This window comes from Gordonia tangerina (assembly GCF_021556435.1).
Taxonomy (GTDB): domain Bacteria; phylum Actinomycetota; class Actinomycetes; order Mycobacteriales; family Mycobacteriaceae; genus Gordonia; species Gordonia tangerina.
In genome coordinates this window covers 17,218-36,126 of record NZ_JAKGCU010000029.1, presented here as the reverse complement: position 1 = coordinate 36,126, position 18,909 = coordinate 17,218, and the positions used below count along the sequence as shown (strand labels likewise).

16 protein-coding genes and 1 riboswitch are annotated in these 18,909 nt (G+C 67.2%); of the genes, 9 read left to right on the top strand and 7 right to left on the bottom strand.

Annotated features, from left to right (window positions below):
- Positions 1 to 86 precede the first annotated feature (86 nt).
- A complete protein-coding gene (locus L1892_RS21585) occupies positions 87 to 635 on the top strand; it encodes a DUF5709 domain-containing protein (RefSeq protein WP_372475378.1) in 549 nt (182 codons plus the stop codon).
- Between the two features lie 9 nt (positions 636 to 644).
- On the opposite strand, the gene L1892_RS21580 is transcribed toward L1892_RS21585, so the two are convergent.
- A complete protein-coding gene (locus tag L1892_RS21580) occupies positions 645 to 1,400 on the bottom strand; it encodes a Clp protease N-terminal domain-containing protein (RefSeq protein WP_235725825.1) in 756 nt (251 codons plus the stop codon).
- Between the two features lie 265 nt (positions 1,401 to 1,665).
- Here L1892_RS21580 and egtB point away from each other — a divergent pair, with 265 nt between their 5' ends.
- Entirely contained in the window at positions 1,666 to 2,952 is a 1,287-nt protein-coding gene (gene egtB / locus L1892_RS21575) for an ergothioneine biosynthesis protein EgtB (protein ID WP_372475377.1), read from the top strand.
- On the top strand, positions 2,949 to 3,905 hold the full coding sequence (gene egtD, locus L1892_RS21570) for an L-histidine N(alpha)-methyltransferase (RefSeq protein ID WP_235725824.1): 957 nt from the start codon (positions 2,949 to 2,951) through the stop codon (positions 3,903 to 3,905). The genes egtB and egtD overlap by 4 nt, the downstream gene beginning before the upstream one ends.
- Here the strand turns inward: egtD and L1892_RS21565 are convergent.
- Positions 3,892 to 4,923, bottom strand: coding sequence for an LLM class flavin-dependent oxidoreductase (locus tag L1892_RS21565; RefSeq protein WP_235725823.1), 1,032 nt, complete (start codon positions 4,921 to 4,923; stop codon positions 3,892 to 3,894). The genes egtD and L1892_RS21565 overlap by 14 nt on opposite strands.
- 113 nt (positions 4,924 to 5,036) lie before the next feature.
- On the opposite strand from L1892_RS21565, the gene L1892_RS21560 reads away from it, so the two are divergent.
- Entirely contained in the window at positions 5,037 to 5,417 is a 381-nt protein-coding gene (locus tag L1892_RS21560) for an SHOCT domain-containing protein (protein ID WP_235725822.1), read from the top strand.
- Between the two features lie 280 nt (positions 5,418 to 5,697).
- Here L1892_RS21560 and L1892_RS21555 read toward each other — a convergent pair whose 3' ends face one another.
- The 3 genes from L1892_RS21555 to thiC form a co-directional block, all read right to left on the bottom strand.
- A complete protein-coding gene (locus L1892_RS21555; RefSeq protein ID WP_235725821.1) occupies positions 5,698 to 6,480 on the bottom strand; it encodes an HAD-IIA family hydrolase in 783 nt (260 codons plus the stop codon).
- A 114-nt stretch (positions 6,481 to 6,594) separates the two neighbouring features.
- A complete protein-coding gene (gene thiD, locus L1892_RS21550) occupies positions 6,595 to 7,455 on the bottom strand; it encodes a bifunctional hydroxymethylpyrimidine kinase/phosphomethylpyrimidine kinase (RefSeq protein ID WP_235725820.1) in 861 nt (286 codons plus the stop codon).
- Positions 7,455 to 9,131, bottom strand: coding sequence for a phosphomethylpyrimidine synthase ThiC (gene thiC, locus L1892_RS21545; protein WP_235725819.1), 1,677 nt, complete (start codon positions 9,129 to 9,131; stop codon positions 7,455 to 7,457). The genes thiD and thiC overlap by 1 nt, the downstream gene beginning before the upstream one ends.
- Positions 9,123 to 9,238, bottom strand: a riboswitch (TPP riboswitch). It overlaps the preceding gene by 9 nt.
- Before the next feature lie 187 nt (positions 9,239 to 9,425).
- On the opposite strand from thiC, the gene L1892_RS21540 reads away from it, so the two are divergent.
- Both L1892_RS21540 and L1892_RS21535 read left to right on the top strand, forming a co-directional pair.
- The gene (locus L1892_RS21540; protein WP_235725818.1) at positions 9,426 to 9,773 is read left to right on the top strand and encodes a GNAT family N-acetyltransferase; all 348 of its coding nucleotides are present in this window, start codon (positions 9,426 to 9,428) and stop codon (positions 9,771 to 9,773) included.
- 58 nt (positions 9,774 to 9,831) lie between these two features.
- Positions 9,832 to 10,587 (top strand): siderophore-interacting protein, encoded by a 756-nt coding sequence (locus L1892_RS21535; RefSeq protein ID WP_235725817.1) that lies wholly within the window; start codon positions 9,832 to 9,834, stop codon positions 10,585 to 10,587.
- Between the two features lie 22 nt (positions 10,588 to 10,609).
- On the opposite strand, the gene L1892_RS21530 is transcribed toward L1892_RS21535, so the two are convergent.
- Positions 10,610 to 12,286: a (2,3-dihydroxybenzoyl)adenylate synthase gene (locus L1892_RS21530; protein ID WP_235725816.1), complete on the bottom strand. Its 1,677-nt coding sequence runs from the start codon at positions 12,284 to 12,286 to the stop codon at positions 10,610 to 10,612.
- Positions 12,279 to 12,509 carry a hypothetical protein gene (locus L1892_RS21525; RefSeq protein WP_235725815.1) on the bottom strand — a complete coding sequence of 77 codons (231 nt, stop codon included), beginning with the start codon at positions 12,507 to 12,509 and terminating at the stop codon, positions 12,279 to 12,281. The genes L1892_RS21530 and L1892_RS21525 overlap by 8 nt, the downstream gene beginning before the upstream one ends.
- A gap of 126 nt (positions 12,510 to 12,635) precedes the next feature.
- Between L1892_RS21525 and L1892_RS21520 the strand changes: the two genes are divergently transcribed.
- Genes L1892_RS21520 through L1892_RS21510 form a run of 3 tightly spaced genes read left to right on the top strand, consistent with a single transcriptional unit; the run spans position 12,636 to position 18,906 of the window.
- Positions 12,636 to 14,006 (top strand): salicylate synthase, encoded by a 1,371-nt coding sequence (locus tag L1892_RS21520; RefSeq protein ID WP_235725814.1) that lies wholly within the window; start codon positions 12,636 to 12,638, stop codon positions 14,004 to 14,006.
- Entirely contained in the window at positions 14,003 to 17,593 is a 3,591-nt protein-coding gene (locus L1892_RS21515) for a non-ribosomal peptide synthetase (RefSeq protein ID WP_372475373.1), read from the top strand. The genes L1892_RS21520 and L1892_RS21515 overlap by 4 nt, the downstream gene beginning before the upstream one ends.
- Positions 17,593 to 18,906 carry a SidA/IucD/PvdA family monooxygenase gene (locus L1892_RS21510; RefSeq protein ID WP_235725813.1) on the top strand — a complete coding sequence of 438 codons (1,314 nt, stop codon included), beginning with the start codon at positions 17,593 to 17,595 and terminating at the stop codon, positions 18,904 to 18,906. The genes L1892_RS21515 and L1892_RS21510 overlap by 1 nt, the downstream gene beginning before the upstream one ends.
- Positions 18,907 to 18,909: the final 3 nt, after the last annotated feature.

The following is an 18,909-nucleotide window of genomic DNA, read 5'->3' as shown; positions in this document are numbered from 1 at the left end:
AGGATTTCAGGTGCCCGGCGTCCTCAATGGGCGTGCACGACCGCGACACCTGGATTCGGCACCGGTGGGCTGGCATCGTGGAACCCGTGAGTGACATCGGCAGCACCCCGGAAGGTTCCGACGGCGAGTACAGCCTCGACGACGACGATCAACTGCAACCCGAGGACACGCTGGTCGACCGTGGTGTCGACGATGTCCTCGACGAGGGATATTCGCCGCCCGACCATCAGCCGAGCGGCGCGCGTCACGGGCTCACCGAGCGGGAGCAGCGCGACGGGGAGACCCTGGACGAACGGCTCGCCGAGGAAGAAGCCGACATCGGGGCGACCGATCCGCTCGACGACATCGAAGCCGAGGAGAACGTCGAGAAGCGCTGGCGGTCGCACGAATCCGATCGTTCGGATGACTTCGAAGGCGACGAACAAGCCGGGGACGGGCGGTCGGGACGGTTGGTGGCTCCGGACGAGGGGTCGGGCGTCGACCGCGAGAAGGATGCGGTGGCCGGCGACGTCGGCATCGACGGCGCCGGAGCATCTGCCGAAGAGGCGGCGATGCACTACATCGCCGCCGACGAGGTGGAGTGGTCCGATGAGTCCGACTCCACTGCCGGTGGATCCGGTCGATCGGACAGCTGATCGTCGGCGTCAGCTCGCGCCGTGACCGAGGTCGGCGAGCGAGCTGACGATGGTTGCGCGGGCGACGGTTTGCTCGATGCCGAGCCCCGACAGTATGGCCGCCATCTCCGGATCGGTGAACAGGCCCAACAGGATGTGTTCGGTGCCCACGAAATCGTGGCCCAGATCGACCGCCGACGCCAGTGTCGCCTGCAGCACTAAACGGGACCGCTCGTCGTAGGGCACAACAGTTTTCTCGCCCTCGGAGGGCTGCATCGCAGTCGACGCCGGGCTGTTGGCGGTGCACGCGGCGGCAAGCGATGCCGCCGGCACACCGTGGGCGCGCAAGGTCAAATCGGCGATGGATTCCGGAGCCACGGCCAATGCCCGCGCCAGGTGCTCGGGCGTGACCGCGGTGCTGTGATCGGCGACTGCCACATTGTGTGCCTCGGCGATCACATTGCGTGCTCGCGGAGTGAAACGCGCGAACGGATTCGCCTCATCTGCCAACGGTGTCGGCGCGGCGTCGGCGGGTGTGCGCGTCACGAACCGTTTCTGGGCCGCTTGTTTGCTGACCCCCATGGCCGCACCGATGTCGGCCCACGAGGCCCCGGTGCGCCTGGCCTGGTCGACGAAGTGGCCGATCAGGTGGTCGGCCACTTCGCCGATGTGTTCGGCGGTGATCATGGCGCCGGTCAGCTGGTCCAGGGGATCATCGTGCGCGGCACGGACACCGGCGATCAGATCATCGAGGCGGACATCGTGGACCTGGGTGCGCTCGGGCATGCGTCAACACTAGGTTGACAATCGAGAATGCGTCAACCAATGGTTGACGCAGTTGGTTGCCGGCGGAACTTGTCGGTGGCGTGTGATGCGATGACACCGAACCCGTCCGTCGAACGTCTGAGGCACCGGCATCGCTGAGTGTCGTCGCTCGAGTGCGTTGACTCGAGCGTCGTTGACAGCGGTGGGGAGGCTGGTAACGATGGATGCCAGGGTTGCCCGTCCGCCCCCGGCCTTGCCGCCGGGTCCACCACAACGGGAGGTACCGGTGAGCATCACCAATCGCCCTGTGTCGATCGAGACCGAGTCGACCCAGTCCGGCAACGTCGAGTCCATGTCCGCCCAGGCCCGCAGATTCCTCGAGGTGCGGTCGTTGACCGACGCTCTGAGCGCGGACCTCTCCGCCGAGGATCAGACGCCGCAATCGATGACCGACGCCAGCCCGGCGAAATGGCATCGGGCGCATGTGACCTGGTTCTTCGAAGAGTTCATCCTCCGAAACGTCGAGTCGTATCACGTCTACGACGACTCATTCCGCTACCTGTTCAACAGCTATTATGAGGCGGTCGGCGCCCGGCATCCACGCCCCGAACGCGGGTTGGTCACCCGACCGGGTGTCGCCGACGTCGGGCTCTACCGCGAGTACGTCGACCGCGCGATGGTTGATGCGCTGGAACGCGGGGTACTCGACGACGATGCGTTGGCCTTGCTCGAGCTGGGATGCAATCACGAGCAGCAACATCAGGAACTGCTCTTGATGGACATCAAGCACCTGTTCTCCACACATGCCTTCGATCCGGTCTACGTGGATCGCGACATCGACGAACCCGGTGAACCCGGTCCGCTCACCTGGCGCTCGGTGGCCGGCGGTGTCACCGAAGTGGGAGCAACGCCGGGATCTGCCGGCTTCAGCTACGACAACGAGGGTCCCCGACATCGGGTCTTCCTGGAGGACTTCGAGATCGCCGAGCGGGCGGTGACCAACGCCGAATGGTTGGCGTTCATGGCCGACGACGGTTATCGGCGTCCCGAACTCTGGTTGTCCGACGGCTGGGCGCACATCACGCAAACCGGTTGGCAGGCACCGGAATACTGGCGCCTGGTGGATGGGGAGTGGACCACCTTCACGCTATCTGGCCGACGTCAGCTGGTCGCCGACGAACCGGTGGTGCACGTGTCGTTCTACGAGGCCGACGCATTTGCCCGGTGGGCCGGCGCGCGGCTACCCACCGAGTTCGAATGGGAGGCAGCCGCCGAGACCGGCGACAGCGCACGTGGACAGCTACTCGACGTGGGACGTTGCCATCCCGGGAGAGCCGACGCCACCATGATCGGCGACGTGTGGGAGTGGACGGCCAGCGCCTACCTGCCCTACCCGGGATTCGTGCCCGCCAACGGCGCGGTCGGCGAGTACAACGGGAAGTTCATGTGCGACCAGCATGTACTGCGCGGTGCGAGCGCGGTGACCCCACCCGGGCACGAGCGCATCACCTACCGGAACTTCTTTCCGGCCTCGGCGCGGTGGGCCTTCTCCGGTCTGCGACTGGCCCGATGACCGCCGACGCCGGTCGTCAACTCGCCGACGACGCCGCCGACGGATTGTGGTCCGATCCGCCGACCCTGCCGACCAAGTGGCTCTACGACGAGCGGGGCAGCCTGCTCTTCGACGAAATCACCCGGTTGCCGGAGTATTACCCGACGCGTCGGGAGACGTCGATCCTGTACGCACGTGCCACCGAGATCGCTGCGCTGACCGATGCGGCGACCATGGTGGAATTCGGGTCGGGCACCTCCACCAAGACACGCTTGCTGTTGGCGGCGTTCGCCGACCGGGCCGAGGCCACGGGGCGTCGATTCACCTATGTGCCGCTCGATGTCAGCACCGAGATCCTGGAATCCTCGGCCGCCGAACTCGCCCGCGACTACCCGGATATCGACATCGAACCGGCGGTCGCCGATTTCACCGCACCCGACCTCACCTTGCCGGCCTCGGACGGTCCGCGGATTGCGGTGTTCCTCGGGGGCACCATCGGCAACTTCGACGACGCGATGCGCGCCACCTTCCTGGGCCGCCTGGCCAAGGCGCTCGATCCGGGAGACTACTTCCTGCTGGGCGCCGACCTCATCAAGGACACTGGCCGACTTGTGGCGGCCTACAACGACAAAGCCGGTGTGACGGCCGATTTCAATCGGAACATGATCGAGGTGCTCCGCCGCGGGCTCGACGCCGACGGACTCTACGTCGACGACTTCGACCACATTGCCCGGTGGAACCCGGTGCAGCACCGCATCGAGATGTGGCTGCGTGCCCGCCGCGATGTCGACGTCCGGTTCCGCGGCCTGGACCGGAATTGGCAGCTCGAGCGCGGTGCCGAGGTCCTCACCGAGATCAGCACCAAGTTCGATCGCTCGACACTCGCCGACGAACTGGCTCAGGCCGGGGTCGTGGTGGAGCGGCAGTGGACCGACGATCACGACGACTTCCTGGTGACGCTCAGTCGGCGCTGAGCAGGTCGCGGACCTGCGGGATTACTTGGGTGCCGTACAGTTCGACGCTGCGCATCAGATGCTCGTGAGGCAGCGTGCCGTGTGAGTACTTGAGGTCGAAGCGGTTGAGCCCCAGTGTCTTCGCGGTTGCCGCGATCTTGCGGGCCACGGTGTCGGGAGAGCCCACATGGAGCGCGCCGGCCGGGCCCGCGGCGCGCTCGAACTCGATCCGCGTGGGTGGCGGCCAGCCTCGTTCGCGGCCGATCCGGGTCATGTAGGTCCGGTAATGCGGCCAGAGCTGTTCGCGTGCCAGCTCGTCGGTGTCGGCGATGTGGCCGGGGGAGTGGACTCCCACCGGCAGATCGGTGGGCTGCTCGAGTTCACCGAGCGCACGGCGGTACAGATCGGTGTAGGGCGTGAACCGGGCGGGATCGCCCCCGATGATCGCCAGCATCAGCGGCAGACCGTGCGTCGCGGCGCGGATCACCGACTCCGGACTCCCGCCGACCGCGATCCAGGTTGGCAGCGGCGCCGACGACAACCCCGGGTACACCGACTGTCCGGTCAGCGGAGTGCGGGTCGCACCCGACCAGGTCACCGGTTCGCCCGTCCGCAGCTGGGCGAACAGCGACAGTTTGTCGGTGAACAACTCCTCATAATCGGCGAGGTCGTAGCCGAACAGGGGAAACGACTCGGTGAACGATCCGCGCCCGAGAATCACTTCGGCGCGGCCATCCGACAACGCGTCCACGGTGGCGAAACGCTCGAATACCCGGATCGGGTCGTCGGAACTGAGTACGGTCACCGCCGAGCCCAACCGCATCCGGTGGGTCGCAACGGCGATGGCACCGAGGACCACTTCGGGTGCCGAGACGGCGTAGTCGTCGCGGTGGTGTTCCCCGACTCCGAAGAAGTCGACACCCACCTCGTCGGCGAGGACTGCTTGTGCCACGACGTCACGGATGGTCTGTGCCGCAGACACCGCATTCCCGTCGTCGTCAACCGTCACGTCGCCGAAAGTATCGAGGCCGAGTTCCATGGGAGCACCCTAGCTTTGCCGGTCAAAGCGCACTGCGTGAGCGCAGCTGTGAGAAGCTATGGAACGCAGCGTCGGACACCCCGACGTCACCTACCGGCTAAGGAGTATGCCCGATGTGGGACTCGTTCTGGGACTTCATCTGGTACACGATCGTCATTTTCGCGTTCGTGGCCTATCTGATCGTCCTCTGGCACATCATCATCGACCTCTTCCGTGACAAGTCCTCCGGCTGGATCAAGGCCGTGTGGATCATCTTCCTGATCCTGCTGCCGTACATCACTGCAATCGTCTACCTGCTGGTCAAGGGCCGCGGTATGGCAGAGCGTCAGAATGAGGCGGTCAAGGAGGCCAAGCAGGCCACCGACAGCTACATCCAGTCGGTCGCCACGGCCAAGAGCCCGGCCGAGCAGATCGCCGACGCCAAGCAGTTGCTGGACTCCGGCACCATCACCCAGCAGGAGTTCGATTCGCTGAAGGCGAAGGCGCTCAGCTAGCTTTCGCTCGGAGAGCGGATTCTGATCGGGGTTGCGCCGACAGGCTTTCGCGCCGACAGAACCCCGTTTCGCGCCGACAGAACCCGGTTATTCGCCGACAGCACCCGTTCCCTGTGGGGGCGGGTGCTGTCGGCGTTGTTGGACAGGTGCTGTCGACGAAGAACCGGGTTCTGTCGGCTACCGTGCTGGGCGCGACACCCGCTCAGGTCCCGAACTTCTGTCGGCTGCCGTGCTGGGCGCGTGGGAGGTGAGGTTGCGGGGTGCCGGGCGCGCGAGCCTGTCAGGTCCCGAATGGGTTCGCGGTGTGGCCGACGAGATCGGCAACCGAATCGATCACCCGGGTGGCCCGATAGGGGAACAGTTCCACCGACGTGGGAGTCGATATGCCGGACAGGACCAGGATGGTCTCCAGCCCGGCCTCCATGCCGGAGATGACGTCGGTGTCCATCCGATCACCGATCATCAGGGTGTGCTCGGAATGCACACCGATCTGCCGCAGCGCTGAGCGCATCATCAGCGGATTCGGCTTGCCCACGTAATACGGTTCGCGGCCGGTGGCCCGGGTGATCAGGGCGGCCACGGCGCCTGTCGCAGGGAGCGAGCCGGCCGCCGACGGCCCGGTGGCGTCGGGGTTGGTCGCGATGAACCGGGCCCCGCGTTCCACCAGGCGGATGGCCGTGGTGATCGCCTCGAACGAGTACGTCCGAGTCTCCCCGAGTACGACGTAGTCGGGGTCCGAATCGGTGATCACGTAGCCGATCTCGTGTAGCGCCGTGGTGAGACCCGACTCGCCGACGACGTACGCCGATCCGCCCGGGCGCTGTGACTCCAGGAACCGGGCAGTGGCCAGTGCCGACGTCCAGATCGACTCCTCGGGAATGTCCAAGCCGGTGCGCAGCAGGCGTGCCCGCAGGTCGCGCGGGGTACGGATCGAGTTGTTGGTCAACACGATGAACGGGACATCGTTGGCGCGCAGCTCGGCCAGGAACTCGTCGGCGCCGGGGATCAAGTGTTCTTCGCGGACGAGAACACCGTCCATGTCCATCAGATAGTTCCAGCTCATGTACCGCATTATGGCCGGGCTCGGCAATGGCCGCGTCGAACCCTCGAAATGCGCCCCCAGGACTGCTTCGCTGGGGTGCATTTCGGTCGTGGGTGCCGCGTTCGCCGCGGGCGGTCAGTCGGGACGCTCTGACACCCGCCACAGCGGATTGACGGGTCCGTGCCCGGCGCCCAGCGGGTAGGCGGCCTCGAGTCCCCGGGTCACCCACCGCTTGGCGAAGTCGATCGCGTCTGGCACCCCATATCCGTGCGCGAGCGCACCGGCGGTGGCCGCCGCGAGGGTGTCCCCGGCGCCATGATCGTGCCCGGTCTCGATGCGTGGATGGGCGAACTCGTGAAAGTGCTCGCCGTCGAACAGCAGGTCGGGGCTCTGGGCCGACGTGCGCAGGTGCCCGCCCTTGACCAGCGCCCATTGTGCCCCCAGCGCGTGCAAGGCGCGGGCCGCGTCCTGTTGCGACGCGGCGTCGACGACGTCGATGCCGGTGATCAGCCGCACCTCGTCGAGGTTCGGCGTCACCACGGTGGCGATGGGGATCAAGGTGGAACGCAACGTCTCCAGGGCTTCGGCAGCCAACAAGGGGTCACCGTGCATCGACGCACACACCGGGTCGACGACCAGCGGGACGGGCCGATCGCGACCGACGCCGAGCTCGCCGCATGCCGCGGCGACGGCCTCGATGATCGGTGCCGAGGCCAGCATCCCGGTCTTGGCCGCCCCGACGCCGATGTCGGTGACCACGCTGTGCATCTGCGCGGCCACCGTCGCCGGCGCGATCTCCGCAAAATCCTGCACGCCCACCGTGTTCTGCACCGTCACCGCTGTCACGGCGACGCAGGCATGCAGTCCGAGAAGCGCGAAGGTGCGCATGTCGGCCTGGATGCCGGCGCCGCCGCCCGAGTCCGAACCCGCGATGGTGAGAACCCGTCGCGGCGTCACACCGGGTGGCGCCGTGGGTAATCGGAGGTCATCGGTCATCAGGTGGGGGAGCCTCCGGCCGCGGCCTCCAACGGTAGATAGACCCGGTTGCCGTGCTCGGCGAACTCCGCCGACTTGGCGGCCATCTCCTCGGCGATCTTGCGGTCGATGTCCTCGGCGGTCACCAGGCCGTTCTGCTCGGCGTAGTCGCGCACATCCTGCGAGATGCGCATCGAGCAGAACTTCGGCCCGCACATCGAGCAGAAGTGCGCGGTCTTGGCCGGTTCGGCGGGCATCGTCTCGTCGTGATATTCGCGTGCGGTATCCGGATCGAGGGCCAGGTTGAACTGGTCGGTCCAGCGGAACTCGAAGCGCGCCTTGGATAGCGCGTCGTCGCGCTCCTGCGCGCCCGGATGCCCCTTGGCGAGGTCGGCGCTGTGAGCGGCGATCTTGTAGGTGATCACACCGACCTTGACGTCATCGCGATTGGGTAGTCCCAGATGCTCTTTAGGCGTCACGTAGCACAGCATCGCGGTGCCGGCCTGCGCGATCATCGCGGCGCCGATGGCCGAGGTGATGTGGTCATAGGCAGGTGCGATGTCGGTGGCCAACGGTCCGAGCGTGTAGAACGGCGCCTCTTCGCACAACTCTTCTTCGAGTCGCACGTTCTCGGCGATCTTGTGCATCGGTACGTGGCCCGGTCCTTCGATCATCACCTGCACACCATGCGATTTGGCGATCGTGGTGAGTTCGCCAAGGGTGCGGAGCTCGGCGAACTGCGCCTCGTCGTTGGCGTCGGCGATCGAGCCGGGCCGCAGACCGTCGCCCAGCGAGAAGGTGATGTCGTAGCGGGCGAAGATCTCGCACAGCTCCTCGTAGTGGGTGTAGAGGAACGACTCCTGGTGATGCGCCAGACACCAGGCGGCCATGATGGATCCGCCGCGCGAGACGATGCCGGTGACCCGCCGGGCCGCGAGCGGCACATACCGCAGCAACACCCCGGCGTGCACGGTCATGTAGTCCACGCCCTGCTCGGCCTGCTCGATCACGGTGTCGCGGTAGATCTCCCACGTCAGCTTGGTGGGATCACCGTTGACCTTCTCCAGCGCCTGATAGATCGGCACCGTGCCAACCGGGACCGGGGAGTTGCGCATGATCCATTCGCGGGTCATGTGGATGTCGCGACCTGTGGACAGGTCCATGATGGTGTCGGCGCCCCATCGGGTGGCCCACACCATCTTCTCCACCTCCTCGGCGATCGAACTGGTGACTGCCGAATTTCCGATGTTGGCGTTGACCTTCACCGCGAACCGCTTGCCGATGATCATCGGTTCGGATTCGGGATGACGGTGATTGGCGGGGATCACCGCACGTCCTGCGGCGACCTCGGCACGCACGAGTTCCACCTCGACACCCTCACGTGCGGCGATGAAGCGCATCTCGTCGGTGACGATGCCGGCGCGTGCCCACGCCAGCTGCGTCGACGCCCCGTTCACTGGTTCGGGTCGGTGCCACGCATCGCGAGTCGGCGGCAATCCGTGCTCCACGTCGATGGTCGCGGTCACGTCGGTGTATGGACCGGACGTGTCGTAGACGTCGAGGTGCTCGCCGTTGGTCAGCTGGATGCGTCGCGCCGGAACCCGGAGATGATCGATCTCGCGGTAGTGCTTGCTGCTTCCCTCGATCGGCCCCTGGGTGACAGTCGAGACGGCAGTTTCGGATACACGTGTTCCCATGATGCGACTCCCTACGCCGGCATTACCCGGACAGGTTCAGGCGGTCGGCGACCGTCCCGTCGCCATCTCAGCCCCCGGTGATCGTGGGAGCCCCCGCGTGTTCAATTTGTCGATCGCGGCGTCCGCCGGGATCAGCACCACCCTACGACGTCGCGGTGCTCGGTGCGGGCCGGGGGCCGCGACCGACAACCTACGCCATCGTAGGGTAGCCTGTGACAGGGATCACATAGGGTCCTACGTCGGTGTCGGGAGGGGAGCCCCGCCGCCGGCGATCCGCCGCGTTCAGGAGGGATTGTGCAGAGGAAGCATCAGCATCGACCACCACAGTCTGCGCAGGCGATTCTGCAGCAGATCGCCCAGGTGGTCCACAATCCCGACCGCGACAGGTTCGAGCTGTGGGTGGCCGGCGACCTCGTCGGCGTGCTCGGGTACAGCACCGAGGTCAGCGAGGGAAAACCGACAATCACGATCCTGCACACCGTGCTCTACGACGAATACACCGGCCACGGTCTCGGCACCCGCCTGATGGTCGGGGCCATCGCGTATGTGCGTGACCAAGGAGCTCGGCTGAGGCCGGTCTGCTCGTTCACCAAGTCGTACCTCGATTCCCATCCGGGGATCGTGCCGCTGGCGCCGGCGTGAGCGCAGCCTAAGTTAGGCTACCCTGACGGAAGTTGCTGTCGAGGGAAGGCCGTGTCACATGGCGGAACAGACCAAGTCCAAGTCGCGCGGGTGGCAGGGCGCCGTCCTCAAGCTCATGGGTGCCGACGACTACGAGCTCACCGTGACCAGCAATGAACCGGTCACCGACGACTACATCCGGCTCGGCTTCACCGGTGGCGGCCTGCTCGCCGACCGCCCGGTCCACCCGACGATGTGGCTGCGCATCTGGTTCGAGAACAAGCATGGCAAGCTCCATCAGCGCGCCTACACCCTTGTCGATCCGGACCCGGCGACCGACTCGTTCTCCCTCGAGTTCGCCATCCACGACGGCGCAGCCACCCGGTGGGCGCAGTCGGCCCGGCCCGGCGACACCATCTCGTCGACCTTCATGGGGTCGAAGTTCGCCATCGGCGACCCGGCCCCCAAGGGCTGGCTGATCGCGGGCGACACCGCGGCGCTGCCGGCAATCAACTCGCTGCTCGACGCGATCTCCGCGTCGTCGAACCCGTCGGCGCCGGCGACGATCTGGTTCGAGTACGTGCACGAATCCGACACGTCGCTACCGCTGCGACTGCGCGACCAGGACACCATCAACTGGATCAAGCGTGACGGCACGGCGCTGACCGATGCGGTCCGCGATGCCGCGTTCGACGCCACCGATCATCACGGGTTCGTCGCCCTGGACATGAAGTCCACACGCGCGGTGTCCGGGTTGTTCAAGAACGACTACAAGCTTGGCAAGGCCAACGTGAAGGCCCAGGCCTACTGGCGGGAGAACGGTCCGGCTTCCTGACGACGCCGAGGCGTGTGCCCGGTCACGGCTCCTGCAGCGACCGGACCAGCACCGCCTTGTCGATCTTCCCGACCGCGGTGACCGGCAGGGTGGGCACCACCACCAGGCGGTCGGGCAGTTTGAACGACGCGAGTCCACGTTCGGCGAGGAACGTGCGGACCTCAGGGAGCGTCAGTTCGCGTCCCCGCGGATGATCGTGCGACAGCACCACGGCGGCGCAGATCTTTTCACCCAACGACTCGTCGGCAAGGCCGACGACTGCGGCTGCACGGATCGACTGGTGGGCCAGCAGATTCTCCTCGACGTCATCGGCAGCGACGTTCTCACCGGCCCGCACGATGGTGTCCTTGATCCGGCCGGTCACCGCCAGATGGCCCGACGGCAGTCGGCGTACCCGGTCGCCGGACCGGTAGAAGCCCTCCGGGGTGAACGAGCGTGCATTGTGCTCGTCGGCGCGGTAGTAGCCGCGGATAGTGTACGGACCGCGTACCAGCAGTTCGCCGTCGGTGCCGTCGGGCACGTCGTCACCGTTCTCATCGACCACCCGCACCTCGTCGAACTCCGACATCGGTGCACCCTGCACCGCGTGCACCAACTCGCGGGGGTCGTCGAGGCGGGTGTAGCAGATGAGTCCCTCGGCCATCCCGAACACCTGCTGGACCACGTCGCCCAGTGCGGCATCGAGTGCGACGGCGTCGGGTTCGGCCAGCTTGGCGCCACCCACCTGAAGCAGTCGGAGACTGCTGATGTCGGCGGGTTCCCACTCGGTGGCCGCGCACCACACCTGGGCCAGCGCCGGGACGAGTGCGGTCACGGTGACCCGGTAGCGCTCGATCAGGTCGAAGGTGTTGTCCGGGCTGGGGTTGTCGGTGACGACGGTGTGCCCCCCAACCGTCATCACCCCGAGCATCCCGGGACAACACAGCGGGAAATTGTGGGCACCGGGCAGCGCCACCAAATACGTGTCGGCCGCAGTGAGTTCGGCCACCTCGGCGGAGCGGCGCGCATTGTAGGCGTAGTCATTGTGGGTCCGCGCGATGAGTTTCGGCAGCCCGGTGGTGCCGCCGGAGATGAGGAACAGTGCCGGCGCGTCCGGGTCGGTGTCCTCGGCCGACGGCAATCCGGTGGTCTCCGGGTCGGCATCGGGCAGTGCGGCATACACGCCGGGGTCGCCGTCGACGAACACAGTCCCCACCGTGCCGACGCGTCGCTGCAGATCCGCGGCCAATTCGCGGTAGTCGTATCCGCGACGGTCGTCCTCGGTGATGTAGGCGACGGCAGCGGAACCGGCGGCGAGGTGTGCGATCTCGCTGACCCGATGCGCGGGCAGCGTCATCACCGGCGCCACACCGGCGCGCAGCAGCCCGAACAGCGTGATGACGAACGCCGCCGAGTTGTGTTGCTGCAGGATCACCCGCTGACCCGGCCGCAGGCCGGCCTGCACGAAGCCTGCCGCCCGGCGCAACACGGCGGCATACAGCTCGGCATAGCTGAGGGTGAGGTGGTCGGTGGTCGCGGTATCGGTGACGGCGGGCGCATCCGGGTGCCGGGCCGCGGCGCGTTCGAGTGGGTGCCACAACGGCAGGTCGGGAAAGATGCTTGCGTCGCGATAGCGCGCGGCGATTGCATCGGGGTGGGGGCGGAAGCCGATCTGCAGATCAGCGACCCAGGTCGTGTCAGGTGTGCCGACGTCAGACATGGGCTGCCGCCGTCGTGTGGAAGCCCAAGAGGGCCGAGGTTCCGGCGCCGATGTCGATCACGCTGGGCTGCGGTTGCGGTGCGGGGCTCCGACCGTCGGCGATGACCAGTCCGATCAGGACGAGGGCCACCGCGAACGCCGAGATCACCGCGGCGACGCCCGCGGCGGCGATCACGACCGGGATGTTCACTCGCCGCCGCCACGACGATTTCCGGGCACTCATGGGGGTATTCAAACACACCGATAAGGCCAGGCTTACCGATGTGAGCTTCGGTTGTCCGTCTCCATCGTTTAGCCTTACCTAACGGGGGTTGTACGAATCACGAGCTTGTGCGAGGAGGACTCGGTCATGTCGCTGACCGTTGAAGCGGCCGCCGGGGGTGTGGCCGACGACCTGCGTCCGCCGCTCTCCGCGGCCCGGATCTGCGCCGCGTGGGCCGCATCGGGGGAGTTCGACGAGTACCTGGTGTACGAGCGTGAAGGTCGCTGGGTGTTCGCGGCCGGTGTGCGTGCACGGCTGATCCTCACCCGCAGCACGGTCGACGTCGTCGACGGGCACTCACGAACGACGACAGAGTGGTCGGGAGACCCGGCCCGTGTCATCGCCGATGCGCTGGCCGGCCTCAAGTCGTCGACGTGGCGTGTCTACGGGTGGGTGGGATTCGATTTCTGTGCGCCCCGTCATGGTCTGCTCGAGCGGGTTCCCGAAGACGCGGAGCTGGCGCATCTGATCGTGCCCGAGGTGGAGCTGGTCATCGAACCCGACACCGTCGATCCCGCCCACATCGACACCGGTGAGACCGCCCCGGATCGCGCAGCACGACTGCTGGCGGTCGCTGCGCGAGCAACGGCGACGCCGGAGCCTGCGGCGGTCGATGTGATGCCCGTCGATGTGTCCGATGACCGGGACGACTACCGCGGCCGGGTCGCCCGCGCGGTCGACGAGATCGCCCGAGGCGACTACCAGAAGGTCATCCTGTCGCGGCGTGTCGACATCCCGTTCGACATCGACATCTCGGCCACCTTCGTCCGGGGGCGCGAGGCCAACGATCCGGCCCGGTCCTATCTGTTCCGACTCGGCGCGATGTCGGGCGCCGGGTTCAGCCCCGAGTTGGTGGTTGCCGTCGATGCCGACCGACGGGTGGTTACCGAACCGCTGGCCGGCACGAGAGCATTCGGACGCGGTGACGCCGACGACGCGGCTGCCCGCGCCGATCTGCTGTCCGATCCGAAAGAGGTTGTGGAACACTCAATGTCGGTACGCGCATGTATCGAGGAGATCGCTTCGATCGCCACCCCGGGTAGCACTGCGGTCAGCGAGTACATGGTGGTGCGCGAGCGCGGCAGCGTGCAACATCTCGCCTCGACGGTGGCCGGGCAGTTGGCCCCGAATGCCGATCCCTGGCAGGCGCTGTCGGTGTTGTTCCCATCCATCACCGCTTCCGGAATCCCGAAGGCACCTGCGTTGGAGGCGATCTATCGACTGGAGCCGGAGTCTCGCGGCTTGTACTCCGGTGCGGTGATCACCGCGTCGTCGGCCGGTGAACTCGAAGCCACCCTGGCGTTGCGCACGGTGTTCGCCACCGACGAAGCCGCGTGGCTGCAAGCGGGTGCGGGGATCGTCGGGCAGTCCACTCCGGCACGCGAATTCGAAGAGACCTGCGAGAAGCTCGGCAGCGTCGCGCCGTATGTGGTGCGACGCGGGGAAGGTGGCCGATGAGCGGATTCATGCGAGCACGCGACGAGGTCAAGGACGCCATCGCCGACGCGCTGGGCATTCCGCGTGACGAGATCGCCGACGACGCCGACCTCATCTCGCTCGGGTTGGACTCGATTCGGATGATGAAGATCGCCGGAGGCTGGCGTAAACGCGGACACCGTCTGAACTTCGCCCAACTCGCCGCCGATCCGAGTGTGGACGCCTGGGCCCGGATGCTCGACGCCACCGCGGCTCCCGCCGACAGCGCCACCACCGCCGACGCAACCCCGAATCCAGCCGAGAGCGCCCCGAACCCCGGCGACGGAACCCCGGATCTCGCCGAGGGTATCGCGGATTCGGACGATGCCGCGTTTCCCCTCGCCCCCATGCAGCATGCGTACTGGATCGGCCGCACCAATGCCGCCGACCTCGGCGGGGTGGCCGCCCACCTCTACGTCGAATTCGACGGCGCTGGAATCGATGTCGAGCGCCTGCGGGCCGCCGCCGACCGTCTCGTTCAACGTCACCCGATGCTGCGTGCCCGCTTCCGGCCCGACGGCACCCAACAGGTGCTCGACCACGTCGGCCGAGATCCGTTGGTAATCAACGATCTCCGCGTGGAAACTCCAGCGGCGATCGAACGCGAACTGGCTGTCCTGCGCGACACCAAGAGCCACCAGATGCTCGACGTCGCCGCAGGTCAGGTGTACGACCTGACCCTGACCCGGTTGCCGGACGCGCGTCATCGCCTGCACTTCGACATCGACATGCTCGCCGCGGATGCGATGAGCTACCGGATGCTGCTCGCCGATCTCGTCGCACTCTACGACGGCCAGGCGCAGCCTGCGGCCGAGGTCACCTATCGCGACTACCTCACCTATCGCGCCGAGCATCCCGACCCGAACCGCGACCGGGATCGCCGCTGGTGGGCGGAACGCCTCGACGAACTGCCGTCCGGACCGGCCTTGCCCGCCTGGAGCGAGTCTGCCGGCACCACCGACAGCCACCCCGAACGACCCAACCGTGTGGTGCGCCATCACCATTGGATCGATGCCGCGACCAAGGAGACCTTGCTCGGTTCCGCGCATCAGCGCGGCGTGACGCCCGCGATCGCGCTGGCCGCGGTGTTCGCCGCCACCATCGGGGCATGGTCCAGCGATGATCGTTTCCTGCTCAACGTCCCGCTCTTCCACCGCGAGCCGTTGCATCCCGAGATCGAGAGGGTGTCCGGGGATTTCAGCTCCTCGGTACTCGTCGATGTCGACGTGAGGCACACCCGGTCGGTGCTCGATCTCGCCCGGTCGATGCAGAAAACAATGCACGTCAACGGGTCACACGCCAGCTACGGAGCGTTGGAGGTCCTGCGCGACCTGGGGCGTGCCCGCGGCGAACAGGTGTTGGCACCGGTGGTCTACACCAGTGCGCTGGGCCTCGGTGAGCTGTTCTCCGAGGATGTGCTGGCGCGCCTGGGCGACCCCTCCTGGATCGTGTCGCAGGGCCCGCAGGTGACGTTGGATGCACAGGTGACCGAGGTGCGCGGCGGCCTGCTGCTCAACTGGGATGTCCGCGCTGCGGCGTTTCCGCCGGGCGTGGTGGAAGCGATGTTCGCGCACTACATCTCGGCCATCGAACGGCTGACCGACGGGGACTCCGGCTGGCTGGGTACAGCTGTCCCCGCGCTGCCCGCCCCGCAGCGGGAGGTGCGACGACGGGTCAACGACACCGCCGCACCGAGCAGTGGGCGAGTGCTGCACCAGGAATTCTTCACCCGCGCCGTCGCCGAACCCGACCGCGCCGCCCTGTTCTGGCGTGGCGGCACGCTGAGCTACGGCGAACTGGCGGGTCAGGCACTCGCGGTGGCCGGCGCCCTGCGCGATGCAGGGGTGCTTCCCGGCGACGCGGTCGGCGTGCAGATCCCGAAGGGGCCTGACCAGGTGGTGGCCACACTCGGGGTGTTCGCGACCGGGGCCACCTGGGTACCGATCGGTCACGACCAGCCGGTCACGCGCCGCGCGACGATCCTGTCCACCGGCGGCATCCGGGTGGTCCTCGGCGCCGACGGCGCGCTCGACGACATGCTCGACGGGGTCGTCGGCATCGACCTCGCCCACGCCAGGACTCATCGCGCGCCGTTCACGCAAGCCGTGCTGCCCGACCCGGAATCGATCGCCTACATCCTGTTCACCTCCGGCTCCACCGGCACGCCCAAGGGTGTCGAGGTGCCGCACCGGGCCGCGATGAACACCATCGACGACATCAACGACCGCTTCGCGGTGGGCCCCGAGGATCGCTCGCTGACCGTGGCGGCACTCGAGTTCGACATCTCCGTTTACGACATCTTCGGCCTCTACAGCGCCGGCGGTGCCGTCATCGCGGTGGACGCCGACGATGCCCGCGACCCGGCCGGCTGGCTCGATCTGCTGCGCACCCATCGCGCATCGATCCTCACCTGCGTCCCCAGTGCGCTGGACATGCTGCTGACCGTCGCCGAGGAAGGATCTGCCGGGCTCGGAGATTCGCTGCGCGCGGTGTTGCTCGGTGGGGACTGGGTGGGCGTCGACCTACCGCGCCGCCTGCATGCGTTGGCACCCGGCGCCCGCTTCGCCGGCTTGGGCGGTGCCACCGAGATCGCCATTCACGGGACCGTCTGCGAGGTCGTCGATCCGCCGGCGCAGTGGACGTCGGTGCCGTTCGGAACCCCGCTGCGCAACGTGATGTGTCGCATCGTCGATTCGGCCGACCGCGACTGCCCGGACTGGGTCACCGGTGAACTCTGGGTCGGCGGTGCCGGTGTGGCGCACGGATACCGCAACGATCCCGAGCGCACCGCGCAACGGTTCATCGAACGTGACGGCCACCGGTGGTATCGCACCGGCGATCTGGCGCGGTATTGGCCGGACGGCACTATCGAATTCCTGGGTCGGGCAGACCATCAGGTCAAGATCCGTGGATTCCGGGTCGAACTCGGTGAGGTCGAGGGTGCATTGCGATCGGTCGACGGTGTTCGTCACGCGGTCGCGACCGTGCACACCGCGCCCGGCGGTGCCCGCAGTCTGGCCGCCGCGGTCACCACCGACGACACCGCCGCCACGAGGCCGTCCGCCGAAACGATCGCCGCTGCGCTGCGGGAGTTGTTGCCTGCCTACATGATCCCGGCCACCATTGAGATCCTCGACGAGCTCCCGCTGACCGGGAACGGCAAGCTCGACCGCGCCGCGATCGCCGCGGTGTTCGACGACACCGGCGCCGGCAACCATCAAAGGGTGGAACCGGCGGACGACCTCGAGCGGGCGCTGTTGATGATCGTCGTCGAGGTGCTCGGCGCCGACCCCGCCCGGATCGGGGTGACCGACGACTTCTTCGCCGTCGGCGGCGATTCGGTCCTCGCGACCGCCGTGGTGGCGCGCGCCCGGGAGTGGCTCGACGCCCCGCAGATCGGTGTGGTCGACATCTTCACCGCCCGTACGGTGCGTGAACTCGCGCAGCGCGTGGATGCGGCCGACGAACAGCCCGGCCGGCTCTACCAGGTGGCGGCGATCTACCTCGAGGTGGCGGCCATGGACGAGGCCGAACTCACCGATGCCGAACTGGCTGGGGGATCGCGCTGATGAGCACTCGACCTCCGCAGACCCTGCTGGTGATCGGGGCCGGCCCGAAGGCGATCGCCGTGGCCGCCAAAGCCTCCGTGATGCGTGGACTCGGGCTGCCGGCGCCGCACGTCCGTGTGGTGGAATCGCATGCGGTGGGCGCGAACTGGCAGTCCATCGGCGGCTGGACCGACGGTCGTCACCGGCTCGGCACGGGACCCGAGAAGGACATCGGTTTCCCGTACCGGTCGACGGTCACCGGCCGCACTGCACACAGCGACCTCAACGCCGAGATCAGCCGCCGCATGCAGGCCTACAGTTGGATGTCGTTCCTGGTGGAACACCAGACCTACGCCGAGTGGATCGACCGAGGTCGCCCCAACCCGCATCACCATGTGTGGGCGCGCTACCTGCAGTGGGTGGCCACCCGCATCGACCTCGACATCACCATCGGCACCGTGCGTTCAGTCTCCGCCGACGACGACCAGTGGAGCCTGCAGATCGCCATGCCCGACGGCGGCAGCAGTGAGGTGGTGGGCGATGCGCTCATGATCACCGGACCCGGATCGAGCGACACCGCGATCCTCGACGACGAGCACGTGCTGTCGGTTGCCGCGTTCTGGGACCGCGTCTCGCGCCGCGACCTGCCCGTGGCCTCCCGCGCCGCGGTCATCGGTGGCGGCGAGACCGCAGGTTCTGCCCTCGACGAATTGGCCCGCCACGAGGTCATGTCGGTCTCGGTGATCTCGCCGGGCGCCACCATCTACACACGTGGCGAGAGTTACTTCGAGAACGCCATGTTCAGCGATCCGACCGGATGGTCGGCCATCTCGCCGGCCGAACGGCGCGACGTGATCCGGCGCACCGACCGCGGTGTCTTCTCGGTCAGCGTGCAGGAAAACCTGCTCGGCGACAGTCGTATCCAGCATCTGCAGGGTCGCGTGGTGGCGGCCCGCCGGGCCGGTGAGCTGATCGCGGTGACACTGCACAACGAAGGGCGCGCCCCGCAGACCCTCACCTTCGACCTCGTCGTCGACGCGACCGGCGGGCAACCACTATGGTTCCTGGACCTGTTCACCGACGACGCCGCGGATCTGTTGGAACTGACACTGGGCTGGCCGCCCACGCTCGAACGCATCGAGTCGGCCATCGGTCACGACCTCGCCGTCACTGGCCTGACGCCGAAGTTGTTCCTACCCAACCTCGCCGGGTTTGCACAAGGTCCGGGCTTCCCTAACCTGAGTTCGCTCGGCGAACTGTCCAACCGGGTGCTACGGATCACCGAGCGTCAGGGCCGCGGTGCACGCGCGGCCGTCCTGAGTGAGGAACGCTGACAT

Bases quoted from the DNA above. Each gene is read 5' to 3' on its own strand.
- L1892_RS21580 (WP_235725825.1), bottom strand. From the start codon at position 1,400: ATGCCCGAGCGCACCCAGGTCCACGATGTCCGCCTCGATGATCTGATC.
- egtD (WP_235725824.1), top strand. From the start codon at position 2,949: ATGACCGCCGACGCCGGTCGTCAACTCGCCGACGACGCCGCCGACGGA.
- L1892_RS21565 (WP_235725823.1), bottom strand. From the start codon at position 4,923: ATGGAACTCGGCCTCGATACTTTCGGCGACGTGACGGTTGACGACGAC.
- L1892_RS21560 (WP_235725822.1), top strand. From the start codon at position 5,037: ATGTGGGACTCGTTCTGGGACTTCATCTGGTACACGATCGTCATTTTC.
- L1892_RS21555 (WP_235725821.1), bottom strand. From the start codon at position 6,480: ATGAGCTGGAACTATCTGATGGACATGGACGGTGTTCTCGTCCGCGAA.
- thiD (WP_235725820.1), bottom strand. From the start codon at position 7,455: ATGACCGATGACCTCCGATTACCCACGGCGCCACCCGGTGTGACGCCG.
- thiC (WP_235725819.1), bottom strand. From the start codon at position 9,131: ATGGGAACACGTGTATCCGAAACTGCCGTCTCGACTGTCACCCAGGGG.
- L1892_RS21535 (WP_235725817.1), top strand. From the start codon at position 9,832: ATGGCGGAACAGACCAAGTCCAAGTCGCGCGGGTGGCAGGGCGCCGTC.
- L1892_RS21530 (WP_235725816.1), bottom strand. From the start codon at position 12,286: ATGTCTGACGTCGGCACACCTGACACGACCTGGGTCGCTGATCTGCAG.
- L1892_RS21525 (WP_235725815.1), bottom strand. From the start codon at position 12,509: ATGAGTGCCCGGAAATCGTCGTGGCGGCGGCGAGTGAACATCCCGGTC.
- L1892_RS21520 (WP_235725814.1), top strand. From the start codon at position 12,636: ATGTCGCTGACCGTTGAAGCGGCCGCCGGGGGTGTGGCCGACGACCTG.
- L1892_RS21515 (WP_372475373.1), top strand. From the start codon at position 14,003: ATGAGCGGATTCATGCGAGCACGCGACGAGGTCAAGGACGCCATCGCC.
- L1892_RS21510 (WP_235725813.1), top strand. From the start codon at position 17,593: ATGAGCACTCGACCTCCGCAGACCCTGCTGGTGATCGGGGCCGGCCCG.